The following is a 22,836-nucleotide window of genomic DNA, read 5'->3' as shown; positions in this document are numbered from 1 at the left end:
CGACAACGCCGCAACAGCACCCGACACGACCGAACGACAGGACCGAAACGGTAGAACCCCCGCCGCAGGCTGCGACGGGGGTTCTACCGTTGTCAGGTCGAGGTGGAGACGTCAGCCCGGTCTGCCGAAGCTGTGGATCTGGCCGTCGTCCATCCGCTTCATCTTCACCGGTTCGCCGGCCCGGGAGGCGTGCACGATCCAGCCGCCGCCGACGTACATGCCGACGTGGCTGAGGTCGGCGTAGTAGAAGACCAGGTCACCGGGGCGTAGCTGGGAGCGGCTGATCGACTTGGTCTGCCCGCGCTGCGCCCGGGCGTTGTGCGCCAGCGACACGCCGCCCTTGGCCCAGGCGGCCAGGGTCAGGCCGGAGCAGTCGTACGAGCCGGGGCCTTCGGCACCCCACTTGTACGGCTTGCCGATCTGGGCGCAGGCGAACTTGACCGCTTGGCCGGACGGGCCGCCGGGGTAGGTGTCCGGGCAGGGTGCGGGGCGGAGCGGGCCGGCGGAGCCGTTCCCGTACGCCTGGATCCGCAGCTTCTGGAGCTTGTCGACCTCGGCGTCGATCTCCTCCTTCTTCGCGGCCAGTTCCGCCTCGGTCTTGGTCAACTGGGTGACCAGCCGGTCCAGCGGAGCCTTCTGCGAGGCGTACTTGTCCTTGAGGTCGACGACCGCCTGCACCTCGCGCTGCTGCTGGCGCGCGAACTGGTCGAGCACCGAGAGCTGACCGACCAGTGCGGCCGGCGACTTCGAGGTGAGCATGGCGTTGAGCGCCGAGGCCTTGTCACCCTTGTACGCCTGGACCGCGAAGTCGCTCACCCGGTTCATCGCCGCGTCGATCTGCGACTGGAGCGGAGCGATCTTCTTCTGCAGGGTGGCGGCCTGCTTCTTCTTGGCGGCCAGATCCGTCCGTGTGGCGTTGTGCTTCTCGACCACCGGCTCCAGCTTGCGCCAGGCGGTGTCGATCTGCGCTTCGATCTCGGCCACGGTCGGCTCGGCGAGCGCCGGCGTCGTGCCGGTGAACAGCACGGCGGCGCTGGCCAGGGCGGTGAGCGCGATGGCGAGAATGGACCTTCGAGGGCGCGGTTTCGCGGTCCCGGCGTCGGCAGGTGCCGACCGGAGGGATGGCGACCGCGGTGGGGCAGGGGGAGCCACCGGGGTCCGTACTCCTTCTTCCGTAGCCCGCCTACCGGGTTAGCTGACGGGTTCGGGCGGGAAGATTGTCGCCCTACCGCATGAAGCGCGGATTCACCCCATGGTGCTCGGGTTCCCGGTTCGCTCTGTGTGACGATTCGGCGGTGTCGAGACGTCGCCGCCCGGCTAGGCGGCCTGCCGTCGGCTCGACGGTCCCCAACACTAGAGAAGGGTGTTATCCAAACGCAACCCGTGATCTGAGTCGATTCGTTACGTGTCGAGCCGGTCGCTGATTGTGGGAGCCATTCGAACCCCGCACGGAAGCCTTTGGACACGCTCGGTATTGGTGAAAGATTTCTACATAGTGACGAGCTTCGCCGTCAGGTATTGACCATCGAGGGTCCCGGGTGGAGGGTGATCTTCAAGCCCACCCCCGGCTGATGGAGGTTCGATGCTTCCCACAAGAACGCCGCTGAGCAGGCGAATCGCGCTCGGTACCGCCGTGGTCGGCGCCGCCGCGCTGCTGCCGGCCGGTCCCGCGCCGGCCGCCGTCCCCAGCCCGCAGGACCGGCAATCCGAGTACGCCGCCGCAGCCGCCGAGTTCGGCGTACCCGACAGCGTGCTGCTCGGCGTCTCCTATCTGGAATCTCGCTGGGACACGAACACCGGCACGCCGAGCACCAGCGGCGGGTACGGCCCGATGCACCTCACCGACGTCGCCGGGCTGGCCGCCGAGCCGTCCGAGCACCCCGAGCACGGCGAGGACCGGCGCGGTGACCCGGCCCGCCCCGCCCGCCCGACCACTCCTGACGGACCAGCGGTCGAGCGGACCGCCGACCCGCAGCCGGGCGGGCAGACCCTCGACGCCGCCGCCACGCTGACCGGGATCGACGAGCGGGTGCTCCGCGCCGAGCCGGCCGCGAACATCCGGGGCGGTGCGGCGCTGCTCGCTTCGTACCAGCAGGAGTTGGCCGGGCCGACGGGCCGGGCCAGCGACCCGGCGACCTGGTACGGCGCGGTGGCCCGGTACGCCGGCAGCGACCGCGCCGACGCCGCCGCGGCCTTCGCCGACGAGGTGTACCGGACCATCGCCGAAGGCGCCGCCCGGACCACCGACGACGGCCACCGGATCGCCCTCGCCGGTCATCCCGGAATCGCCCCGCAGCGCTCCTGGCTGGACCGGCTCGGCCTGCCCGGCAAGCCCCGCCCGGACGGGCTGGAGTGCCCGCGCGACATCTCCTGCGAGTGGATTCCGGCGCCCTACCAGGCGTTCGGGGACGGCGACTACGGCAACCACGACCTCTCCGACCGACCCGGCCGGCAGAAGATCGAGTACATCGTCATCCACGACACCGAGGGCAGCTACGACACCACGCTGCGGCTGGTGCAGGACCCGACCTACGTGAGCTGGCAGTACACGCTCCGCTCGGCGGACGGGCACATCGCGCAGCACGTCAGGGGCAAGGACGTCGCCTGGCACGCCGGCAACTGGTACGTCAACGCCAAGGCGATCGGCCTCGAACACGAGGGCTTCGCCGCCCAGGGCACCTGGTACACCGAGGCGATGTACCGGACCTCGGCCAAGCTGGTCCGCTACCTCGCCGACCGGTACGACATCCCGCTCGACCGCAACCACATCATCGGGCACGACAACGTCCCCGGCATCCTGCCGGCGAACGTGCGCGGCATGCACTGGGACCCGGGGCCGTACTGGAACTGGTCGCACTACTTCGACCTGCTCAGGGCACCGTTCCGGGGGATCGGCCTGCCGGCCGCCGGACTGGTCACCATCGCCCCGGATTTCGTCACCAACCGACCGGCCTTCACCGGCTGCGAGACCGCCGGGGTGCCCTGCCCGGCGCGCGGCTCCTCCTCGGTGATCCTGCGCAGCGCACCGGCCGCCGACGCGCCGCTGGTCAACGACATCGCACTGCGCCCGGACGGTACCCCGAACACGATGCACATCTCCGACCACGGGGCGCGGGCGTCGGCCGGGCAGACGTACGCGCTCGCCGGTCGGCAGGGCGACTGGACCGCGATCTGGTATCTCGGGCAGAAGGCGTGGTTCCACAACCCGAGGGGCAACCCCACGGCGAAGTGGACGGTCGGGCTGGTCGCGACGCCGAAGCCGGGCCGGGCGACGATCCCGGTGTACGGCAGGGCGTACCCGGAGGCGGACGCCTACCCGGCCGGCGTACCGGTGCAGGCGGTCACGCCGTTGCAGTACACCCTCGCCGCCGGCCAGCGGTACGCCGTCGGCAACGTGCTGCCCAGCGAGTACTACCGGGCCACCACCTTCGCCGGCACCTCACCCGGGGACTGGACGGTGATCCGGGGCGACCTGCGGTACGTCCAGATCCAGTTCGGCCACCGGATCATGTTCGTGAACGCCGACGACGTACTCCTGCTCCCGTCGCCGATCGGCGCACCGCGATAGCGGGCGGCGCCTCGCCGAGCTGACGGCGACGGGAGCAACAGCGGCAGCGGCCGGTCCGGGAGAGGTCAGGCCGGCGCGGGTTGCGGGCCGGTGCCGGTGGGGTCGGTGGCCGCCCCGACGACGGCGGTGAGCACGTCGTCCAGGGTGACCACGCCCATCGGCACCCGCCCGTCGCTGACCAGCACCATGTGCCGGCGCTCCCGGCGCATCGACAGCAGCAGGTCGGCGAGGCTGCGGTCCGGCGGCACCACGGCCAGCGGCCGGAGCAGTTCGGCCGGCACCGGCGCCCGCCGGGCCGCCCCGGAATATCCGAGGACGTCCTTGACGTGCACGAAGCCGAGCACCCGGCGGGTGGACCGCTGCACCACCGGGAACCGGGACCGGCCGGTACGGGTCGCCAGCACCTCCAGCGAGGCCGGAGAGACGTCCTCGGCCACGGTGGTGACGGTGGCCCAGGGCCGCAGCGCGTCTCCGGCGGTACGCCGGTTCAGCGCCAGCGCGCCGGTGATCCGGGCGTGCTCCTCGGAGCCGAGCAACCCCTCGGTACGCGCCTGCGAGACCAGACCGGCCAACTCCTCGGCGGTGAAGACCGTCTTCACCGCGTCGGCGGCCTCGATCCGCCACAGCCCGAGGATCCGGGCCGACGCCCACTTCATCGCCAGCAGCAGCGGCTTGGTCGCCACGCAGAAGGCCAGCATCGCCGGCCCGAGCCAGAGCGCGGACGGCTCCGGGCCGGCCAGGGTGATGTTCTTCGGGACCATCTCGCCGATCACCGTGTGCAGGAAGACCACCACGCCGAGCGCGATCACGAAGGCGACCGGGTGCACCGCCCGGTCCGGCAGTCCCAGGTCGTGGAAGGGCTCCTCCAGCAGGTGCGCCAGGGCCGGCTCGGCGATCGCGCCGAGGCCGAGCGAGCAGATGGTGATGCCGAGCTGGGCGCCCGCGATCATCAGCGGGATCTGGTTCATCGCCGACAGCGCCCAGCGGGCCCGCTGCGACCCGGCCGCCAGCGGCTCCAGCACCGTACGCCGGGACGCGATCAGCGCGAACTCGCTGCCCACGAAGAAGGCGTTGCCGAGCAGCAGCCCCAGGGTGATCAGCAGGTTCACCCGCCGACCTCCTCCGGCCGGACCACCCGGACCTGCTCGATCCGGTGCCGGACCACCTCGATCACGGTGAACTCGAAGCCCTGTTCCTCGACGGTCTCGCCGGCCACCGGGATGTGGCCGAGCCGGGCCAGCAGGAACCCGGCCAACGTCTCGTACGGGCCCTCGGGCAGCCGGAAGCCGGCCTGTTCGACCAGCTCGTCGGCGCGGAGCACGCCGTCGAGCAGCACGGTGCGTTCCCCGCCCGGCACGGTCAACTCGACCGGGCTGCTCTCCTCGACGTCCTCCGAAGTGGATCCGTCGGACCCGTCGACGATCGGGTCGAACTCGTCGGCGATCTCCCCGACCAGCTCCTCCACCAGGTCCTCGACGGTCACCACCCCGTCGGTGCCGCCGTACTCGTCGACCACGATCGCCAGGTCGGCGCCGGCCGCCCGCAACGCCGCGAGTACGCCGTCCAGGTCCAGGCTCTCCGGCACGTACACCGGTTCCCGGGCCACCGCCGCCACCGTCGTGAAGTCCCGCCGGTTCGGCGGTACGCCCAGCGCGTCGACGACGCCGGCCACTCCGGTGACCAGGTCGACGGTCTCCTCGTAGACCGGGAACCGGGTCCGGCCGGTCTGCTGGGCCAGCGCCAGCAGTTCGGCGACGGAGGCGGTGGCCCGCAACGCCACCACGTCGACCCGGGGCGTCATCGCCTCGGCGGCCCGCTTGTCGCCGAACCGGATCGTCCGTTGCAGCAGCATCGCGGTCTCCCGGGGCAGTGCACCGGCCCGCGCCGAGATCGCCGCGAGCAGGCCGAGTTCCTCCGGTGACCGGGCACTGGCCAACTCCTCCTGCGGTTCGACGCCGAGTCGCCGGACCAGCCAGTTCGCCGAGTTGTTCAGCGCCCGGATCAGCCAGCCGAAGACCCGGGAGAAGGTACGCATCGGCGCGGCGGTGGCCAGCGCGACCGGCATCGGCCGGGCCAGCGCGGCGTTCTTCGGCACCAGCTCGCCGAAGAGCATCGAGAGGAGTGTGGCCAGGGCCAGCGCCAGCAGCGGGGTGACCCGCCCGGTGGCGTCCCCGGCGACCGGGCGGAGCACCGGGGCGAAGAGCTTCGCCAGGGCCGGCTCGGCGAGATAGCCGGTGAGCAGGGCGGTGATGGTGATGCCGAGCTGCGCGCCGGAAAGTTGGAAGGAGAGTTCGCGCAGCGCCTTGCGGACCGTACCGGCCCGCCGGTCGCCGCCGGTGATCCGCCGGTCGAGTTCTGCCCGGTCGACGGTGACCAGCGCGAACTCGGCCGCGACGAAGAACGCGTTGCCCCCGGTCAGCAGGACGAAGCCGAGCAGCGGCAACAGGGTGGTGAGGAGTAGGGCGTCGATGATCCGTTCACCTCGACCGTGGTTGCGTCCCGCCCGCGATTATCGAGCACAGTACCGGCCCGGCCGGCCGACGACCGCCCGGTGTCCAGGGTGACCTGGGCACGTGTGCGCGGCCACGGGCGCCGCAGCCAGGTCAGCGTCGGAAGCAGCGCCAGCCGAAGGCGTCCCGGCCCGCCGGGTTCTGGGCAAAGGCGTCGTCGCCGAAGGTGTCCCGGCAGGCCCGGTCCATGTCAACGCTACGGGACGAGAGCAGCAGCCGGTCGCACTCCCAGCCGCCGTCGCTGCGGGTGTCCGCCCAGCTCGCCAGGCCGACGTGGTCGTCGCAGTACTCCTCGATCATGTCGGTCAGCTCGCCCCGGCCGTCCGGGCCGAGTAACACCGGCTGCGGAGGCGGCGGCGGGGCGGCCGGCGGAGCCGGGCTGGTGGTCGCGGGAGGGGTCGGCACCGCCGCGCCCTCCAGGGGTGGCCGCGACGGCGTCGCCGGGGCCGACGGGGTGGGCGTCGGAGCACCGGTGGACGGCGAGGTCGGGCTCGGGCTCGGCGTCGCGGTCGGTCCGGGCGTACCCGTCGGCACGGCCTGGTCCGGCGTCGGCCCGGCGTCCGGCGTCGACACCGGTGGCGCCTCCGGCGGGTTGGCCGCCGCCGGTACCCCGACCTGTGGCTCGGAATCGCCCCCCAGGACCAGGGTCCGGACCGTGTCCGCCCCGAACGGGATGGCGAGCAGCAGCAGCCCGACCCCGAGCCCTACCGCGGAGATCAGCCGTAGCCGTCGCCCCGACCGGTCCCGCCGGTCGACCGGCGCGGCCTTCCGGTGCCGTCCGCTCGACTCCGCCCCCATCGGGTGTGGTGCGCTCTCCGCCACGCGGCGCCCGCCTCCTCGCGGTTCCGGGGGCCGTCGCCGGTCCCCCAATCGGCCAGTCGCGGACCGCCGACGGCGGCCCGACATCGACAAATACGAACGAACGCCGTGTGTGGTTCACCGCAGTCCGTGACTGTGGTGCCCGGCAGTCGACCGGGCGCCGCTCCACAGGGATCGGACAGGAGCCGACGGCTAACGTTCATATTCATGATCGATGCTACGGATCCGCTCGCCGCCGAACCGACCCCCCTGTCCGGGATCGCCGAATGGGCGACCGATTTGATGGACACGCTCGGCGCCCCCGGAGCGGGACTGGCGGTGGCCCTGGAGAATCTCTTCCCACCGCTGCCCAGCGAGATCATCCTGCCGCTCGCCGGCTTCGCCGCCAGCCGGGGCGAGATGAGTCTCTGGTCGGCGATCTTCTGGACCACCCTCGGTTCGGTGGTCGGCGCGCTGGCGCTCTACTACGTCGGCGCGCTGCTCGGCCGGGAGCGTACCCGGGCGATCGTCGCCCGGCTGCCGCTGGTCAAGCTCGCCGACGTGGACCGTACCGAGGCGTGGTTCGTCCGGCACGGGGTGAAGACGGTCTTCCTCGGCCGGATGGTCCCGATCTTCCGCAGTCTGATCTCCATCCCGGCCGGCATCGAACGGATGCGACTGGGCACCTTCCTGCTCTGCACCGCGCTGGGCAGCCTGATCTGGAACACCGTCTTCGTACTCGCCGGCTACCTGCTCGGCGAGAACTGGCACGTGGTCGAGGAGTACGCCAGTGTCTTCCAGAAGGTGGTGATCGTGCTGGTCGTGCTCGCGGTCGGCTGGTTCGTGATCGCCCGGCTGACCCGCCGGAACCGGCCGCCCAGCCGGCACCGGATGTGACCGGCCGGCGGGGCCCGAGCGCCGGGCCCCGCCGCGTCCGGCCGGAGGTCCGCGACAACCCCCGGATCGGGTACGCCGGTCAGCCGCCCAGATAGCGGAGCACGGCGAGCACCCGCCGGCTGTACCCGGTGACGTGCGCCAGGTCGAGCTTGTCGAAGATGGCGTTCACATGCTTCTCCACCGCGCTCTGCGAGACGTGCAGGTGCCCGGCGATGGTGGCGTTGGTGTGCCCCTGCGCCATGTGGTCGAGCACCGCCCGCTCCCGTACGGTCAGCCGGGTCAGCGGGTCGGTGTGGCTGGTCCGGGCCAGCAGTTGGCGTACCACCTCGGGGTCGAAGGCGGCGCCGCCGTCGGCCACCCGGGACAACGCGTCGAGGAACTCGCCGACCTGGGCCACCCGGTCCTTGAGCAGGTACCCGACACCGCCGCTCTGGCTGGTCAGCAGCTCGACGGCGTAACGCTTCTCGACGTACTGGGACAGCACCAGGACCCCGACGGCGGGCCAGCGGCGGCGGATCTCCAGCGCGGCGCGCAGCCCCTCGTCGGTGTGCGTAGGCGGCATCCGTACGTCGACCACCACCGCGTCCGGCGGATCGGCCGTGACGGCCGTGACCAGGGCGGACGCGTCGCCGACGGCGGCGACGACCCGGTGCCCCTCCTCGGCGAGCAGCCGGACCAGCCCCTCCCGGAGCAGGGTCGAGTCCTCGGCCAGCATCACCCGCACGGTAGCTCCGCGACGACGGTGGTGGGGCCGCCGGCCGGGCTCCGCACCCGGAGGCAGCCGTCCAGGGCGGCGACCCGGCGGGCGAGTCCGGAGAGGCCACCGCCGGCCGGGTCGGCACCGCCGACGCCGTCGTCGACGACCGTCACGACCAGTCGCCCGCCCCGGAGCACCACCTCGACGTCGACCCGGCCGGCCCGGGCGTGCTTGGCGGCGTTCGTCACCGCCTCGGAGATCACGAAGTACGCGGCCGTCTCGACCGGCCGGGCCGGCCGCTCGGCGAGCCGGTAGTCGACCTGGACCGGCAGTCCGGCGTGCTCGGCGACCCGGGCCAGCGCGTCGGCCAGCCCGAGGTTGTCCAGCGCGGTCGGATAGACCCGCCAGGCCACCTCGCGGAGGTCGCCGAGGACCCGGCCGGACTCCTCGTGCGCCTGGCGCAGCAGGTCCGCCGCCTTGGTCGGGTCCGTGGTCCGGCGGGCCCGGCCGACCAGCATGCCCAGCGCCACCAACCGCTGCTGTACGCCGTCGTGCAGGTCCCGTTCGATCCGCCGCCGTTCGGCGTCGACCGCCGCCACCACCCCGGCCCGGCTGGTCGCCAGCTCGGTGATCCGGCGTTCCAGCACCTCCCGCCCGCTCGGCCCGAGGAACCGCCGGGCCAGTCGGCGGTCCAGCGCCGCGACGCCGAGCACCCCCTGCACGGCGAGGAAGAGCAGCACCAGCGCGAACACGCCGAAGTACGCCACGATCAGCGGGGTGGCCTCGATCTCGTCGACCGGACGCCCGACGAGCCAACCGACCACCACCGCGCAGGCCACGACCGCGCCGTACAACATCATCCCCAGCACGATCCCGCCGAGTACGCCGACCGGCATCCGGGCGGCGAGATAGCTCACCGCACGGGCGTCGGTGACCGTGCCGGCCGGGCTGTCGCCGAAGAACCGTTCCACCCGTCGCCGGTCGTACTCGGCCAGCCGGCGGGCGAGCCCGCCGAGGCGTCGGCGGGCCTGCGGGGACCGGCCCAGCGCGGCGTAGCCGAGTAGTGCGCCGACGAGGTAGCCCAGGCCGACGGTCGCGGTAACGGCGCCGAGCAGTACCCCGACGGCGAGTCGCAGGCCGGCGCGGAACGACCGCCTGGGGGAACGGCCGGCGGGACGGTCCCACCACGCCAGCCGGCCGGCGGAGTCGTCCGATCCGCCCGGCAGCGCGTCCGTCGTCCTGATCCCCTGCTGCGGCACGTGTCGAAGGCTACCGTTGCGGCTTTCCACACCCCGCGAGCGGCGGAAATCCGCAACTGGGCGCCCGACGCGGGAGGCCTTCCGGCCAGCAGCAGCCGGCTGGGCCGAAAGGTCTTCCGGCTGGCGGCAGTCGGCTGGGCCGGCCGGTACGTCAGCTACCCGGTTTGACCGAGCGGAGCAGTACGGTGGCGACGTCGACCACCTCGACCTGGTCGCCGGCCTCCTTGCCGTTGACCCCGTCGTTCAGCATGGTCGAGCAGAACGGGCAGCCGACCGCAATGGTTCCCGCCCCGGTCGACATCGCCTCCTCGACCCGGTCGACGTTGATCCGCTTGCCGATCCGCTCCTCCATCCACATCCGGGCGCCGCCGGCGCCGCAGCAGAAGGAACGCTCCTGGTTGCGCGGCATCTCGGTGATCCCGCCGGTCGCCGCCGCGCCGAGTACCTCGCGCGGCGGGGTGAAGACCCGGTTGTGTCGGCCGAGGTAGCACGGGTCGTGGTACGTCAGCCCGCCGTCGACCGGCTGGACCGGGGTGAGCCGGCCCTCGGCGACCAGGTGGGCCAGCAACTGGGTGTGGTGTACGACCTCGAATTGGCCGCCGAGTTCGCCGTACTCGTTACCGAGGGTGTTGAAGCAGTGCGGGCAGGTGGCGACGATCTTGCGTTTGGCCGGCTCGCGGTCGCCGAACGCCTCGTTCAGGGTCTCCACGTTCTGCTGGGCGAGCATCTGGAAGACGAACTCGTTGCCGATCCGCCGGGCCGGGTCGCCGGTGCAGGTCTCGCCCTCGCCGAGGATGGCGAAGTTCACGCCGGCCTCGTGCAGCAGGGTGGCCACCGCCCGGGTGGTCTTCTTGGCCCGGTCCTCGAACGCCCCGGCGCAGCCGACCCAGAAGAGGTATTCGAAGTCCTCGACCTCGCCGACCCGGGGTACCTCGAAGTCGAGACCCTTGGTCCAGTCCTCCCGGGTGTTCGGCGGTGCGCCCCACGGATTGCCCTTGTTCTCCAGGTTGCGCAGCATCACGCCGGCCTCGGAGGGGAAGCTCGACTCGATCAGCACCTGGTAGCGCCGCATGTCGACGATGTGGTCGACGTGCTCGATGTCGACCGGGCACTGCTCGACGCAGGCGCCACAGGTGGTGCAGGACCAGAGCACGTCCGGGTCGATCACGCCGAGTTCCTCGGCACCGCCGATCAGCGGCCGGTTCGCCTCGGCCAGCGCCAGCACGTCGACGTGCGCCAACTGGGCCTCGGTCGCCTTCTCCTCGCCGGTCAGGTCCTTGCCCCCACCGGCCAGCAGGTACGGCGCCTTCGCGTACGCGTGGTCGCGCAGCGACAGCACCAGCAGCTTCGGGGAGAGCGGCTTGCCGGTGTTCCAGGCCGGGCACTGCGACTGGCACCGCCCGCACTCGGTGCAGGTGGTGAAGTCGAGCAGGCCCTTCCAGGTGAACTGCTCGACCTGGGCCACCCCGAACTGGTCCTTCTCGGGGTCGGCCTCCTCGAAGTCGAGCGGCTTGCCGTCGCTGGTCATCGGGCGCAGCGCGCCGAGCCCGGAGCCGGGCCGGCCGGGCTCACGCTTGAAGAAGATGTTCGGGAAGGCGGCGAACCGGTGCCAGGCGACGCCCATGGTCACGTTCAGCGAGATGACGATGACCCAGGTCATCGAGATGGCGATCTTCACCAGGGCGGTGACGCTGGTCCCGGCGTCCCAGGCCGGCAGCAGCGCGCCGACGGCGTGGCTGACCGGGGTGGCCCAGGCCGGGAACTCGAAGTGGTCCGTGGCGACCTTGAAGCCGCGGATCAGGAACCCGCAGACCAGTACGGCCAGCACCACCGCCTCGACGAAGTAGCCCTGCCACATGGTCGAACCGGTGAACCGGGACCGGCGGGCCGGGTTGTTCGGCCGGTTCGCCAGCCGGATGCCGATCAGTACCAGGATCCCGACCACCCCGAGGATCCCGATCAGTTCGGTGACCAGGCCGTAGCCGACCCAGTGCCCGATCAGCGGCAGCCCGCCGGTCGGGGTGACCACCTCGAAGTACGCCTCCAGCACCAGCAGCGAAAGGACGAGGAAGGCGACCATCACGAACCAGTGCGCGGCGCCGACCACGCTCCAGCGCAGCATCCTGGTGTGGCCGAGCGTCTCGACCAGCATGGTCCGGGCCCGGAGGCCACGGTCGGTGAACCGCGTCGGGTCGGGCTGGCCGACCCGGATCACCGCGGTCATCCGCAGCACCGCGCGCGTCGCCAGCCACACCGCGACCGCGGTGATGGCGGCGGCGAGGATCGTGGTGACGATCTGGACGCTGCCCATGCCTGTTGGCCTCCCCGTCCTGCTGCTGACCCCATCCGCCGCCGGGCCGGCCGTCCATCGGCCGGCGGCGACGATGTACGCAGCCTACGCGGCGAGGTTACTCGTTGGTAACGTGACTATCCTCGCAACGCCGGTCACCCGCCCCGGCTGCCGGAGCGGGTGGGGAAGTCGGCGGTCAGCGCCAGCGGGAAAGCAGGCCCAGCGAACCGACCATCGCGCCGAAGCCGATCGCGAGGTTCCAGTAGCGCCAGGTGGCGACGGGGTATTCCATGTCGGACAGGTAGAAGACCACCAGCCAGCCGATACCGAAGACGATCAACCCGACCGCCGTGGCCGGTAGCCAGACCGGGCTAGGCTTACGGGTCGCCGCGGTGGAGGTGGGACGGACGTCCGTCGGCGGGGTGTACACCTTCTTCTTACGTACCTGAGACTTGGGCACGGCGCTCTCCTGAGGGGGTGGTGATCCTCGTCCGGCCTGACAACCGGACGCAAGGGCGACGGTCCATGGCCAATAATGTTCGAAAGCTAGCGTAGTCGCGAGAACCGGTTCAGGCCACGGACCCGGGCACGTAGGTACGGACAGTTGAACGCCCGGATCCTCTCGGTAATTCCCGCGATTAGGACATAATTACCAGATCGGCATGATCGGGAGGGGGAAGCCCGCGATGGAGTACACCTCCGGCGTCGCTTCCTGGCGGAAGGTGCTCCGGCGCGCGGCCGTGGGGCTGCTGCCCCGGCGGTCGGGCCAGCGCCGCCCCGGCTGGTCGGTGGGGGTACCCCTGATCGCCCTCGCCGCCGGACTGCTCTTCACCACCACGGCCACCACCGCCGGCGGCACCTCGCTGCGCGAGGACCGTCGCCCGGAACTCGCCCAACTCATCGAGGACCGCCGTGACCAGGTGGCGTCGGGCCAGGAGCGGGCCGCCGCACTCCGCGACGAGGTGGAGAGCCAGACCGAGGCGCTCGGCGGTTCCGACGGCCGGGTGGCGGCCCAGCGGGACCGGGCCGCGGGCAGCCGGCAGGGCGCCGGCTTCACCGCGCTGACCGGCACCGGGCTCACCGTCGAACTGGACGACGCACCACAGCAGGGCGACGGCAAGCAGCCGGCCGACGCGAGCAACGACGATCTGGTGGTACACCAGGGAGACGTACAGGCGGTCGTCAACGCGCTCTGGGCCGGCGGCGCCGAGGCAATGACAATCATGGGTGTCCGCGTCCTCTCCACCAGCGCGGTACGCTGCGTGGGGAACACCCTGCTGCTGCACGGCCAGGTCTACTCACCACCGTTCCGAATCACCGCCATCGGCGATCCCGCCGCACTACAGCGAGCACTCGCCGCGTCCGAGGGGGTCCGGTTGTTCAAGGACGCGGTCACCCACTACCACCTCGGATACCACGAGGCAGTGGAGCCCAACGTGACGGTCCCCGCGTACGACGGTCCCGGCGGACTCCGGTCGGCCAAGGTTCCCGGGTGAGCCCGGTGTCCGGCGATCCGCACCCCGGCCGCAACGGTCGGCACCGCGCGCCCGACGGCGACGACCAGACCATGTACATCCCGCGTCTGCCGGAAGCCGACGAGCCGGCGGGCGACGAGCGGCGACCGCGTCAGTCCCGACCCGAGTCAGCGGAGCCGGCCGGCCGGCGACCGCGGATCATCGTCGACCACGTCGTGGCGCCACCGCCGGGCCGGCCGCCGCAGGCACCCGGGGCGCCCTCGCCGGACGACACCGCCGCCCTGCCCATCGGGCATCTCGGCCGGCACCCGGGCGGCGATCCGGCCGGACGGGCCGCCGCCGCGCCGCCCGAGCCGCGTCCCGGCGAGCGCCGGCAGCCGGACGAACACCGGACCGGCCGCCAACCCGAGGGCTTCCGCCCGCCGCCACCGCCGGTCGAGCCCGAGTTCCGGACCGCGCCCCCGCCGACCGACCGTTGGGAGCCGGCCCCGCCGACGGACCGCTGGGAGCCGGCCCCGCCGGCCGACCGCTGGGAGCCGGCCTCGCCGGCCAGCCGGCGGGAGACGACCGGCGACGCCGAGCGCTGGCCGCCGGGACCGAACACCCGCCCGGAGCGCTGGGAGCCGGCGGTCCGGCCAGGCGCCTGGGAGCCGACGCCGGACGCCGGCCGGGGCCGGTGGGAGCCGCCCCAGGGCGCCGGCCGCGAGGCGTCCGCGCCGGCCACCCCGCCGCCGCCCGGCCCGAACCCGTGGGCACCGTCGGCGGCCGGCGGTGCCTCCGCACCCTCCGGCGCTACCCCCGGCCGCTTCGGTCCCACGCCCGACCATCCCGGCGGCACGACCGGCCATGTCGGTGCCACCCCCGAACGGACCGGCGGTACCCCGGACCGGCTCGCCGGTGCGGCCCGTCAGTCCAACGGAATCGGCCAGACCAATGGAACCGGCCAGGCCGGCGGGACGGGCCAGGCGAACGGGATCGGCCAGGCGAACGGGACGGGCCGCGTCGACAGCCCGACCGCGCTCATCCCGAAGGTGGCGTCACCGGACTCGGAGACCACCGCGCCGATCCCCCCGCCGCCGAACCGTTCCGCCGGCGCCGACGCCACCACGGCACTGCCACAGCTCCGTGCCCCGGTCGCGGCACGCCAGGAGGACATCGAGTCCACCGCGCTGATCGGGGCGATCCCGCCCCGGCCGGCGGCCGGCGACGACGGCGACGACAGCGGAGCGGAAGTCGAGCGTCCCCGGCGCGGCGAGCGGGTCGTCCAGCTCCGGCCCGAGCAGACCGGCGAGGGGTACAAGAGCGTCTACTCCGAGCTGACCCGGCCGTCGATCGGCTCCCGGATCCGGACCGGCATCCGGGCCACCGGTGAGGTGCTGATCACCTTCGGCCTGGTCATCCTGCTCTTCGCGGCGTACGAGGTGTGGGGCAAGTCGACGATCGTCAACGCGCACCAGGACGACCTCGGCCAGCAGTTGGCCCAGGAGTGGGACGAGCCCGACCCGACGGTCGGCCCGACCCCGACCGCCACCCCCAAGCCGGTCAAGCCGGTGCAGGGCAAGCCGATCGCCGGGCTCTACATCCCCAAGCTGGACAAGCACTGGGTGGTGGTGGAGGGGGTCACCCAGAAGGACATCCGGTACGCCCCCGGCCACTACCCGACCAGCGCGCTGCCGGGCCAGGTCGGCAACTTCTCGGTCGCCGGCCACCGTAACCGGGCCACCTTCTGGCGGCTGGACGAGCTCGACGACGGCGACGCGATCGTGGTCGAGGCGAAGGAAGCCTGGTACGTCTACCACGTCTCGCAGACCCGGATCGTCAAGCCGTCCCAGGTCGAGGTGGTCGCCCCGGTCCCCGGCAAGCCCGGCAAGAAGCCGACCGAGGCGATGCTGACCCTGACCACCTGCAACCCCAAGTTCGACAACTACCAGCGGTTGATCGTGCACGCCGAGCTGGTCCGTACAGAGCCGAGGACGGTCGGCGCAGCCCGCCCGGCCGAGTTGGACGGCTGACCGGCGATGTACGGATGGATCTGGCGCAAGCTGCCGTTCGGGGTACCGGGCAAGCTGATCGGCTCACTGCTGATCACCGCGAGCCTGCTCGCCGCGCTCTGGTACGTCGTCTTCCCGTGGGCCGAGCCGCTGCTGCCGTTCGACGACGTCCAGGTGACCCAGGAGAACGGTGTCCCCGGGGATCCGGCCGGCGGCGAACCCGGCGTCGACGGCGAGGACCCGGGCGTCGGCGACACACCGGCCGAGGAAGGCCACGAGCTGCCGTACGACACCGAACGGAACAACACCCCGCCCCCGAGCCCGACCAGGTAGGCCCGCGATGCGCGTCCTCGTGATCGACAACTACGACTCGTTCGTCTTCAACCTCGTACAGTACCTAGGCCAACTCGGCGTCGACTGCGAGGTACGCCGCAACGACGAGATCGACCTCGCCGAGGTGGGTCGACTCGATGTCGCCGGTGTGCTGCTCTCGCCAGGCCCCGGCACACCGGACCGGGCCGGCATCTGCCTGGACGTGATCCACGAGTACGCCGGCCGGCTGCCGATCCTCGGCGTATGCCTCGGCCACCAGGCCATCGGCGCCGCGTTCGGTGGCACCGTCACCCGGGCACCCGAACTGCTGCACGGCAAGACGTCCGAGGTGCGGCACCGCTCCGAGGGCGTACTGGCCGGACTGCCGGATCCGTTCACCGCGACCCGCTACCACTCGCTCGCCGTACTGCCGGAGACCCTGCCGGCCGAGATCGAGGTGACCGGCTGGACCGAGTCGGGTGTGGTGATGGCGATGCGGCACCGTGAGCTGCCGATCGAGGGTGTGCAGTTCCACCCCGAGTCGGTACTGACCGAGGGCGGCCACCTGATGCTGGCCAACTGGCTGGCCGGCTGCGGCCTGCCGGAGGCGCTGGACCGGGCTCCGGCGCTGGCCGCCGAGGTCGACGCCCGACGCCGGGCCGCCTTCGTCACCGTCTGACCCCAGCTCGGCGCCGGCCGTCCGGCACCCCGGCCGTGCTCCTCCCGGCCGGGCCGGGCCCGGATACGCCTCGACCACCCCGGTCTGTCGGCCGGAGTGGTCGGAGGGTGTCGCGGTCAGCCGATCGGCGGCGCTGTGGTCAGCGGGTTTCCGGCCGGGTCGGCGGCGGGTTCACCGGTGGGAAGAGGCCACCGCCGCCGATCCCGCCGGTGGGGGTCGGCGAGGGAGTGGTCGGGGGCGGGTTCTCGTCCTCCTCCTCGGCCACACTGACGGTGATCGTCACCACCGTGCCGGTCGGCTTCCTCTCCCCGGCGCGCGGGTTCTGCGAGGTCACCTCGCCGGCCTCGGCGCGCGGTACCGGATCACCGTCGACGACCCGCACGTCAAAGCCGTCCTCCTCGAGCCGCTCCCGCGCCTCGTCCTCCTGGAGCCCGGTGACCCTCGGTACCTCGACGACGTTGCCCCGGGAGACCTCGACGACCACGGTGCTGCGCGGGGCGACCTTCTTGCCCTCGCCCGGGTCGAGCTTGGTGACGATGCCCTTCGGCTCGCCGCTGTTCACGTCCTTGCGCTGCACCACCAGTCCGAGGCCCTTGAGCTGGCCTTCCACCGACTCGAACTTCCCGCCCAGCAGGTTGCTCGGGATCTGCACCGTCCCCGGGCCGGTGCAGACCCGGATCTCCACCTCGGCACCCGGATCGACCTTGCTGTTCGCCGCCTGGCTCTGCGACGTGACCTGCCCCTTCTCGCAGTCGTCGCTGGTGTCGGCGGCACCGACCTTGGGCGTCAGGTTGGCCTGCCGCAGCGTGTTCTCGGCCGCCTCCTGGGTGCTGCCGACGACGTTCGGGACCTCGACGCTGGCCGTGGTGCCAGGATCGTCGTTCTGGTTCAGCATCAGGGCGGCGACCAGGGCGATCACCGCGAGCACGCCGAGACCGCTCAGCGTGGCGATCACCCAGGCGGACGCCTTGCGGCGCCGGGCGTCGCCGACCCGGGCCGGCGGCATCGGCCGACCGGCGCCGGCCGGGATCTGGCGGGTGGTCGCGGTGTGCGACATCGCCATCGTCTCGTCCTCGCGCAGCACCGGGGTGGCCATCACCGGCCGGCCGGCCGCCGCGCGGAGCAGGTCGGCACGCATCTCCGCCGCGCTCTGGTAGCGGTTGAGCGGGTTCTTGGAGAGCGCCTTGAGCACGATCGCGTCGATCGGCGGGGTGACGTCCGGGTTGAGGTCGCTCGGCGTCGGAGGCTCTTCGCGGACGTGCTGGTAGGCGACACTGACCGGGCTGTCGCCCACGAAGGGCGGATGGCCGCAGAGCAGCTCGAACAGTACGCAGCCGGCGGCGTAGACGTCCGACCGGGCGTCCACCGCCTCGCCCCGGGCCTGCTCGGGCGAAAGATACTGTGCGGTACCGATCACCGCGCTGGTCTGCGTCATCGTGGTGGCGCCGCTGGCCAGCGCCCGGGCGATGCCGAAGTCCATCACCTTGACCTGGCCGGTCTGGGTCATCATCACGTTGCCGGGCTTGATGTCCCGGTGGATGATGCCGTGCCGGTGGCTGAACTCCAGCGCGGCGCAGACGTCGGCGGTGATCTCCAGGGCCCGGCGGGGCATCAGCCGGCCCTCGGCGGCGAGCACCTCCTTGAGCGTCCGGCCGTTGACGAACTCCATCACGATGAACGGCAGCGTCTCGCCGGTCGGCGCGATCTCCTCGCCGGTGTCGTAGACGGCGACGATCGCCGGGTGGTTCAACGACGCGGCGTTCTGCGCTTCCCGTCGGAAACGCATCTGGAACGTGTCGTCACGGGCCAGATCAGTACGAAGCATCTTGATCGCGACATCACGGCCCAGCCGGAGGTCGCGCCCACGGTGCACCTCGGCCATGCCGCCGTATCCGAGCAGCTCGCCGACCTGGTACCTGCCACCCAGCAGGCGGGCCTGCGCCGTCATCTCGTCAGTCGTCCTTCGCTCATCTGGTCACCCCGTCGGGGTACACGGTCCGCTCCACCTGACGGTACGGCGCACCGGGCGGCGCGTCGCGTCCGGCTTCCGACCGCAGTTCCGTTATCGCCACCTTCGGCGCTGGCATGCTGCTGTTGTTGTTGCTGTTCTCTCTCCACTTGAAGGCAATCACGCCCGAGCAGATCAGTACCAACAGGCCCAGCACGACGAAGAGCGCGATCAGCAGCGAGCGGTTCCCGGGCGACGGCGGTGCTGCCGCCGGTGGCCTCGGGTACGAGTATGCGGCGTCGGGTCGAGGCCGGACCGGCTGCGGCACCGCCGCCGCACCCCGGTTGTAGCCGGCCGGGCCGACCGCCGTACCGGCCGGTGGGCGGGACATCGGCGGGACGGCCGGCGAGTGCGGGGCGTGCGGTGCCACCCTGGCGGCGCCGGGCGGTACCCGGGGAGCGGGCGGCACCGGGGCCGGCCCGTGCGGCACTGCGGGCGCGGCCGGCGGTCCGGGGCGCTGCGGCGGTACCGGCAGCGAGGCGACCGGACGGCCGGGCTGGTTGGTCATCCCGATCGTGGCGGCTGCCTGCCGGGACACGGCGGCCAGCTCGGACGCGGTCTGCCAGCGGGCTTTCGGGTCCTTCGCCATCGACCGCTCGACGATCGCCCGGATCGCCGGTGGGATGTCCCCGGGCAGTTGCCGTGGGTTGTCCCGGACGTGCTTCATGGCGATCTCGATCGCGCTGTTGCCCTCGAACGGCCGGCGGCCGGCCAGGCACTGGTACGCGACCACGCCGAGCGCGTACACGTCGGAACAGGCGGTGGCGACCTCGCCGGCCGCCTGCTCCGGCGAGATGTACGAGGCGGTGCCGAGTACCGACCCGGCGGCGGTGAGCTGGCCGACCAGGGCCGAGCGGGCGATGCCGAAGTCGGTCAGCACGAGCGTGCCGTTCGGCCGGACCAGCAGGTTGCCCGGCTTCACGTCCCGGTGCACGATGCCCTTGTCGTGGGCGGCCTGCAACGCGTCGGCGGCCTGCGCGACCAGCGCCATCGTGCGGGCCGGGGTGAGCCGGCCGACCCGGCCCAGCGTCCGGGACAGGGCGTCGCCCTCGACGTACTCCATGACCAGGAAGGCGATCTGCTGGTCGCTGCCGTAGTCGTAGACGTCCACCACGCCGGGGTGGTTGATGGTGGCCATGGTCCGGGCCTCGCCCCGGAACCGTTCGGCGAAGCCGGGCTCGTCCAGCAGCGCCGGCAGCAGGATCTTGACCGCCACCGTACGGCCGAGCACCTCGTCGGTGCCCCGCCACACGTCGCCCATGCCGCCACCGGCGATCCGCTCGTCGAGGCGGTACCGGTTACCGAGCAGCACTCCGGGCTTCAGCATGTCAGCGGCCTCCCCGGTCGGCGATGACCGCCCGCATGATCTGCTGGCTGATCCGCGCCGCCTCGGCACTGCCGCCCGAGCCGGCGTCCTCCAGGAAGACGCAGACCGCGGAGATCGGCTTGCCGGCGCTGTTGATCGCGAACCCGATGAACCAGCCGTGGTCGTCGCTGTTCCCGCCGGTCTCGGCGGTACCGGTCTTGCCGCCTACCCGGTATCCGCTGATCCGCGCGTTGGTACCGGTGCCGTTCTGCACCACGCTGACCATCATGTCCTGGAGCTGCTTGGCGACCTCGGCGCTGACCGGCTCGCGCAGCTCCTTGGGTACGGCGGTGTAGTAGTCGGTGGTGCGGTCCGGGCCGAGCTGCTGCTGCACGAGGTACGGCCGCATCTGCCGTCCGTCGTTGGCCACCGTGGCCGCGATCAGCGCGCCCTGCAACGGGGTCATCCGGACGTTGTTCTGCCCGATGGAGGACTGGGCCACCGACGGCGGGTCGTCGTTGCCGTCCGGCGTCGCCATCTCGCCGGTACGGCTGGCCGCCACCTTCTGGCCCGAGCCGTTGAGCCGGCCGACGGCCAGCTCGTCGTCCTCGAAGCCGAACTGCCGGGCCTCGTCCTTGAGCTTGTCGGCGCCGAGCTTGACGCCGAGTTGGGCGAAGCCGGTGTTGCAGGAGTCGGTCAACGCGGTGATCAGGGTCACCTGGGTCTGCGGGCAGATGCTCGGAACCGCGTTGCGGATCTCCTGTCCGGCGGTCGGGGCCAGGTAGGCCGGACCGGCCGGGATCCGGGTCTCCGGCTCGTACCCGTTCTCCAGCGCGGCGGCCGAAGTGATGACCTTGAAGGTGGAGCCCGGCGGGAAGGTCTCGGAGAGCGCCCGGTTCTTCAGCGGCCCGTTCTCGGCGGCGTCGAGTTGCTTGTACGCGGCCTGCGCCTTCTCGGTGTCGTGGTCGACCAGCGGGTTCGGGTCGAAGCTCGGCATCGAGACCAGCGCCTGGATCGCCCCGGTCGAGGGGTCGATCGCCACCGCCGCGCCCCGGGGCACGTCCTTCCGGTTGTTGGCCAACTCCCGGAAGGCGGTCTCCTGGGCCCGCGGCGACAGGGTGAGCAGGATGTTCCCGCCCGCCGTCTGGTTACCGGTGAAGAGGTCCCGTACCCGGTCGCCGAAAAGCTGGTCGCTGGTGCCGGCGAGGAAGTCGTTCTCGCTCTTCTCGATGCCGGTGTCGGCCAGGTTGACCGGCTTGTAGCCGAGGGCGTGCGCGTACACCTCGCCCTTCGGGTAGGTGCGGAGGAACTTCAGCTTGCCGCTGGTCTCCTTGCTGGTCGCCAGGGGTGTGCCGCCGGCCTCGATGATGCCGCGCTTGCGCTCGTACTCGGCGACCTGGACCCGGCCGTTGTAGTCGCTGTTGCGATATTCGTCGGCCTTGTACGCCTGTACGTAGTTCAGGTTGACGAAGAGCAGGCCGAACAGGACCATCACGACGACGCCCACCCGGCGCAACGGTGCGTTCACGGTCTGATCACCTCCGTTGTGGCGCCGTGCAACTGGGGCGGCGGTCCGGCGGGTGCTCCGCCGGGCCGGGCCGGGGAAGCCGAGTCGACCGGCCGGCGCGCCGCGTCGGAGATCCGCAGCAGCGCCGCGACCAGCAGCCAGTTCGCCATCAGCGACGAACCACCGGCGGAGAGGAACGGCGTGGTCTGCCCGGTGAGCGGGATCAGGCCGCTGACGCCACCGATGATCACGAAGAGCTGGAGGCAGACCGTGAAGGAGAGCCCGCCGGCGAGCAGCTTGCCGAACGAGTCCCGCACCGCCAGGGCGGCCCGCAGCCCTCGCTCGATGATCAGCAGGTAGACCACCAGCAGGGCGGAGAGCCCGAACAGGCCGATCTCCTCACCCAGCCCGGCGAAGACGAAGTCGGTGTGCACCTCGGGGATCTCGGTCGGCTGCCCGGCGCCCGGCCCGGTCCCGAACAGCCCACCGGTACCCAGCCCGAGCAGCCCTTGGAGGGTTTGCCAGCCGGTGCCGTACGGGTCGCCGTACGGGTCCAGCCAGATGTCCACCCGGGTGTAGAAGCTGGCGAACGGGCCGCCGATCGTGCTGCCGAGATACCAGGCGAGCACGGCGCCGCCGAAGAAGAGCAGCAGACCGATGATCAGCCAGCTCACCCGTTCGGTGGCGATGTAGAGGGTGACCACGAACATGCCGAAGTACAGCAGCGAGGTGCCGAGGTCCTTCTGGAAGACCAGCACCGCGAGACTGATCAGCCAGACCACGATGACCGGGCCGAGGTCCCGGCCACGCGGGAAGTCGATACCGAGGAAACGCCGGCTGGCCAGCGAGAGCACCTCGCGTTTGCGCACCAGGTAGTAGGCGAAGAAGACCAGCAGGGCCAGCTTGGCGAACTCACCGGGCTGGATCGTGAAGCCGCCGACGCTGATCCAGAGCTTGGCGTCGGACTCGGGGTTGACCTGCGAGTACTTGGCGGGCAGCAGCGCCGGGGTGATCACCAGCACGATGCCGGCCAGGACCAGGGTGTAGGCGTACCGGGAGATCGCCCGGTGGTCGCGGATCAGCACCAGCAGCCCGGCGGCGAGCGCCACCGAGAGCAGTGTCCAGGCGAGCTGCCGGCCGCCGGTGCCGGAGAACATCGTCAGGTCGGCCCGCTCGTCCGGGTTGGCCTTGCTCAGGTCCAATCGGCGCAGGAAGGCCACGCCGAGTCCGTTGATCAGGGCCACCGCCGGTATCAGCACCGGATCGGCGTACGGCGCCAGGAAGCGGACCACCACGTGGATCGCCAGGAACACGGCGGTCAACGAGACGATCGGTACCCAGAAGTCGAACGTCACCGTGTCGAGCAGGTTGGCCTCGGCCGTCGCCGCGTACGCCGCCGAGACGAGCATGGCCAGCAGCAGCAGCGCCAGCTCGGCGTTCCGCCTGGACCTGGCGGCGACACGGACACGGGGCAGCTCGCCCGTGGGTGCGGGCGTCGATGCCGATCCAGGCGGGGCGGTCACGTGATTTCCCTCGGAT

The 22,836-nt window shown here is 71.9% G+C and carries 17 protein-coding genes, 1 pseudogene and 1 riboswitch; of the genes and pseudogenes, 6 read left to right on the top strand and 12 right to left on the bottom strand.

Annotation, left to right across the window (positions count from 1 at the left end; all coding sequences use genetic code 11):
* Window positions 1-111 precede the first annotated feature (111 nt).
* Window positions 112-1,152, bottom strand: coding sequence for a C40 family peptidase (locus tag Pen02_RS20455; RefSeq protein WP_203867683.1), 1,041 nt, complete (start codon window positions 1,150-1,152; stop codon window positions 112-114).
* A 12-nt stretch (window positions 1,153-1,164) separates the two neighbouring features.
* Window positions 1,165-1,305: riboswitch (cyclic di-AMP (ydaO/yuaA leader) on the bottom strand.
* 277 nt (window positions 1,306-1,582) lie between these two features.
* Here Pen02_RS20455 and Pen02_RS20450 point away from each other — a divergent pair.
* Window positions 1,583-3,568, top strand: a complete 1,986-nt coding sequence (locus Pen02_RS20450) for an N-acetylmuramoyl-L-alanine amidase (protein WP_203867682.1) — start codon at window positions 1,583-1,585, stop codon at window positions 3,566-3,568.
* 65 nt (window positions 3,569-3,633) lie between these two features.
* On the opposite strand, the gene Pen02_RS20445 is transcribed toward Pen02_RS20450, so the two are convergent.
* From Pen02_RS20445 to Pen02_RS20435, 3 genes are all read right to left on the bottom strand, one after another.
* A complete protein-coding gene (locus tag Pen02_RS20445; protein ID WP_203867681.1) occupies window positions 3,634-4,677 on the bottom strand; it encodes a hemolysin family protein in 1,044 nt (347 codons plus the stop codon).
* Entirely contained in the window at window positions 4,674-6,011 is a 1,338-nt protein-coding gene (locus Pen02_RS20440; RefSeq protein WP_203867680.1) for a hemolysin family protein, read from the bottom strand. The genes Pen02_RS20445 and Pen02_RS20440 overlap by 4 nt, the downstream gene beginning before the upstream one ends.
* A gap of 160 nt (window positions 6,012-6,171) precedes the next feature.
* Complete coding sequence (locus Pen02_RS20435; protein WP_203867775.1) at window positions 6,172-6,900, bottom strand: hypothetical protein; 729 nt, start codon at window positions 6,898-6,900, stop codon at window positions 6,172-6,174.
* 204 nt (window positions 6,901-7,104) lie between these two features.
* On the opposite strand from Pen02_RS20435, the pseudogene Pen02_RS20430 reads away from it, so the two are divergent.
* A pseudogene (locus Pen02_RS20430) lies at window positions 7,105-7,843 on the top strand (DedA family protein); the annotation flags it as partial.
* Between the two features lie 9 nt (window positions 7,844-7,852).
* Here Pen02_RS20430 and Pen02_RS20425 read toward each other — a convergent pair.
* From Pen02_RS20425 to Pen02_RS20410, 4 genes are all read right to left on the bottom strand, one after another.
* A complete protein-coding gene (locus Pen02_RS20425; RefSeq protein WP_203867678.1) occupies window positions 7,853-8,497 on the bottom strand; it encodes a response regulator in 645 nt (214 codons plus the stop codon).
* The gene (locus tag Pen02_RS20420) at window positions 8,488-9,729 is read right to left on the bottom strand and encodes a sensor histidine kinase (protein WP_239141005.1); all 1,242 of its coding nucleotides are present in this window, start codon (window positions 9,727-9,729) and stop codon (window positions 8,488-8,490) included. Before Pen02_RS20420 ends, Pen02_RS20425 begins: the two co-directional genes overlap by 10 nt.
* 151 nt (window positions 9,730-9,880) lie before the next feature.
* Window positions 9,881-12,040, bottom strand: a complete 2,160-nt coding sequence (locus Pen02_RS20415; protein ID WP_203867677.1) for a (Fe-S)-binding protein — start codon at window positions 12,038-12,040, stop codon at window positions 9,881-9,883.
* A gap of 175 nt (window positions 12,041-12,215) precedes the next feature.
* A complete protein-coding gene (locus tag Pen02_RS20410; RefSeq protein ID WP_101368904.1) occupies window positions 12,216-12,479 on the bottom strand; it encodes a cell division protein CrgA in 264 nt (87 codons plus the stop codon).
* A 226-nt stretch (window positions 12,480-12,705) separates the two neighbouring features.
* Between Pen02_RS20410 and Pen02_RS20405 the strand changes: the two genes are divergently transcribed.
* The 4 genes from Pen02_RS20405 to Pen02_RS20390 are packed head-to-tail and all read left to right on the top strand — an operon-like array spanning window position 12,706 to window position 16,476.
* Window positions 12,706-13,515, top strand: a complete 810-nt coding sequence (locus Pen02_RS20405; protein ID WP_203867764.1) for a DUF881 domain-containing protein — start codon at window positions 12,706-12,708, stop codon at window positions 13,513-13,515.
* Window positions 13,512-15,506 carry a class E sortase gene (locus Pen02_RS41890; RefSeq protein ID WP_239141003.1) on the top strand — a complete coding sequence of 665 codons (1,995 nt, stop codon included), beginning with the start codon at window positions 13,512-13,514 and terminating at the stop codon, window positions 15,504-15,506. The genes Pen02_RS20405 and Pen02_RS41890 overlap by 4 nt, the downstream gene beginning before the upstream one ends.
* A 6-nt stretch (window positions 15,507-15,512) precedes the next feature.
* Window positions 15,513-15,818 (top strand): hypothetical protein, encoded by a 306-nt coding sequence (locus tag Pen02_RS20395; protein WP_203867676.1) that lies wholly within the window; start codon window positions 15,513-15,515, stop codon window positions 15,816-15,818.
* A gap of 7 nt (window positions 15,819-15,825) precedes the next feature.
* Window positions 15,826-16,476 (top strand): aminodeoxychorismate/anthranilate synthase component II, encoded by a 651-nt coding sequence (locus Pen02_RS20390; protein ID WP_203867675.1) that lies wholly within the window; start codon window positions 15,826-15,828, stop codon window positions 16,474-16,476.
* A gap of 139 nt (window positions 16,477-16,615) precedes the next feature.
* On the opposite strand, the gene pknB is transcribed toward Pen02_RS20390, so the two are convergent.
* Genes pknB through Pen02_RS20370 form a run of 4 tightly spaced genes read right to left on the bottom strand, consistent with a single transcriptional unit; the run spans window position 16,616 to window position 22,706 of the window.
* Window positions 16,616-18,424 carry a Stk1 family PASTA domain-containing Ser/Thr kinase gene (gene pknB, locus Pen02_RS20385; protein ID WP_203867674.1) on the bottom strand — a complete coding sequence of 603 codons (1,809 nt, stop codon included), beginning with the start codon at window positions 18,422-18,424 and terminating at the stop codon, window positions 16,616-16,618.
* A 19-nt stretch (window positions 18,425-18,443) separates the two neighbouring features.
* Window positions 18,444-19,811 (bottom strand): serine/threonine-protein kinase, encoded by a 1,368-nt coding sequence (locus Pen02_RS20380; RefSeq protein ID WP_203867673.1) that lies wholly within the window; start codon window positions 19,809-19,811, stop codon window positions 18,444-18,446.
* 1 nt (window position 19,812) lies between these two features.
* Window positions 19,813-21,318, bottom strand: coding sequence for a peptidoglycan D,D-transpeptidase FtsI family protein (locus Pen02_RS20375; RefSeq protein ID WP_203867672.1), 1,506 nt, complete (start codon window positions 21,316-21,318; stop codon window positions 19,813-19,815).
* The gene (locus Pen02_RS20370) at window positions 21,315-22,706 is read right to left on the bottom strand and encodes an FtsW/RodA/SpoVE family cell cycle protein (RefSeq protein WP_203867762.1); all 1,392 of its coding nucleotides are present in this window, start codon (window positions 22,704-22,706) and stop codon (window positions 21,315-21,317) included. The genes Pen02_RS20375 and Pen02_RS20370 overlap by 4 nt, the downstream gene beginning before the upstream one ends.
* Window positions 22,707-22,836 lie beyond the last annotated feature (130 nt).

The organism is Plantactinospora endophytica, assembly GCF_016862915.1.
GTDB classification, from domain to species: Bacteria; Actinomycetota; Actinomycetes; order Mycobacteriales; family Micromonosporaceae; genus Plantactinospora; species Plantactinospora endophytica.
Note: the sequence above shows the minus strand (reverse complement) of the source record. Positions and strands in the feature narration are given on the sequence as shown.

Excerpts from the sequence above, each read along its gene's own strand:
- Pen02_RS20390 (WP_203867675.1), top strand. The coding sequence starts at position 15,826 with ATGCGCGTCCTCGTGATCGACAACTACGACTCGTTCGTCTTCAACCTC.
- Pen02_RS20405 (WP_203867764.1), top strand. The coding sequence starts at position 12,706 with ATGGAGTACACCTCCGGCGTCGCTTCCTGGCGGAAGGTGCTCCGGCGC.
- Pen02_RS20370 (WP_203867762.1), bottom strand. The coding sequence starts at position 22,706 with ATGCTCGTCTCGGCGGCGTACGCGGCGACGGCCGAGGCCAACCTGCTC.
- Pen02_RS20450 (WP_203867682.1), top strand. The coding sequence starts at position 1,583 with ATGCTTCCCACAAGAACGCCGCTGAGCAGGCGAATCGCGCTCGGTACC.
- pknB (WP_203867674.1), bottom strand. The coding sequence starts at position 18,424 with ATGACGGCGCAGGCCCGCCTGCTGGGTGGCAGGTACCAGGTCGGCGAG.
- Pen02_RS20415 (WP_203867677.1), bottom strand. The coding sequence starts at position 12,040 with ATGGGCAGCGTCCAGATCGTCACCACGATCCTCGCCGCCGCCATCACC.
- Pen02_RS20395 (WP_203867676.1), top strand. The coding sequence starts at position 15,513 with ATGTACGGATGGATCTGGCGCAAGCTGCCGTTCGGGGTACCGGGCAAG.
- Pen02_RS20380 (WP_203867673.1), bottom strand. The coding sequence starts at position 19,811 with ATGCTGAAGCCCGGAGTGCTGCTCGGTAACCGGTACCGCCTCGACGAG.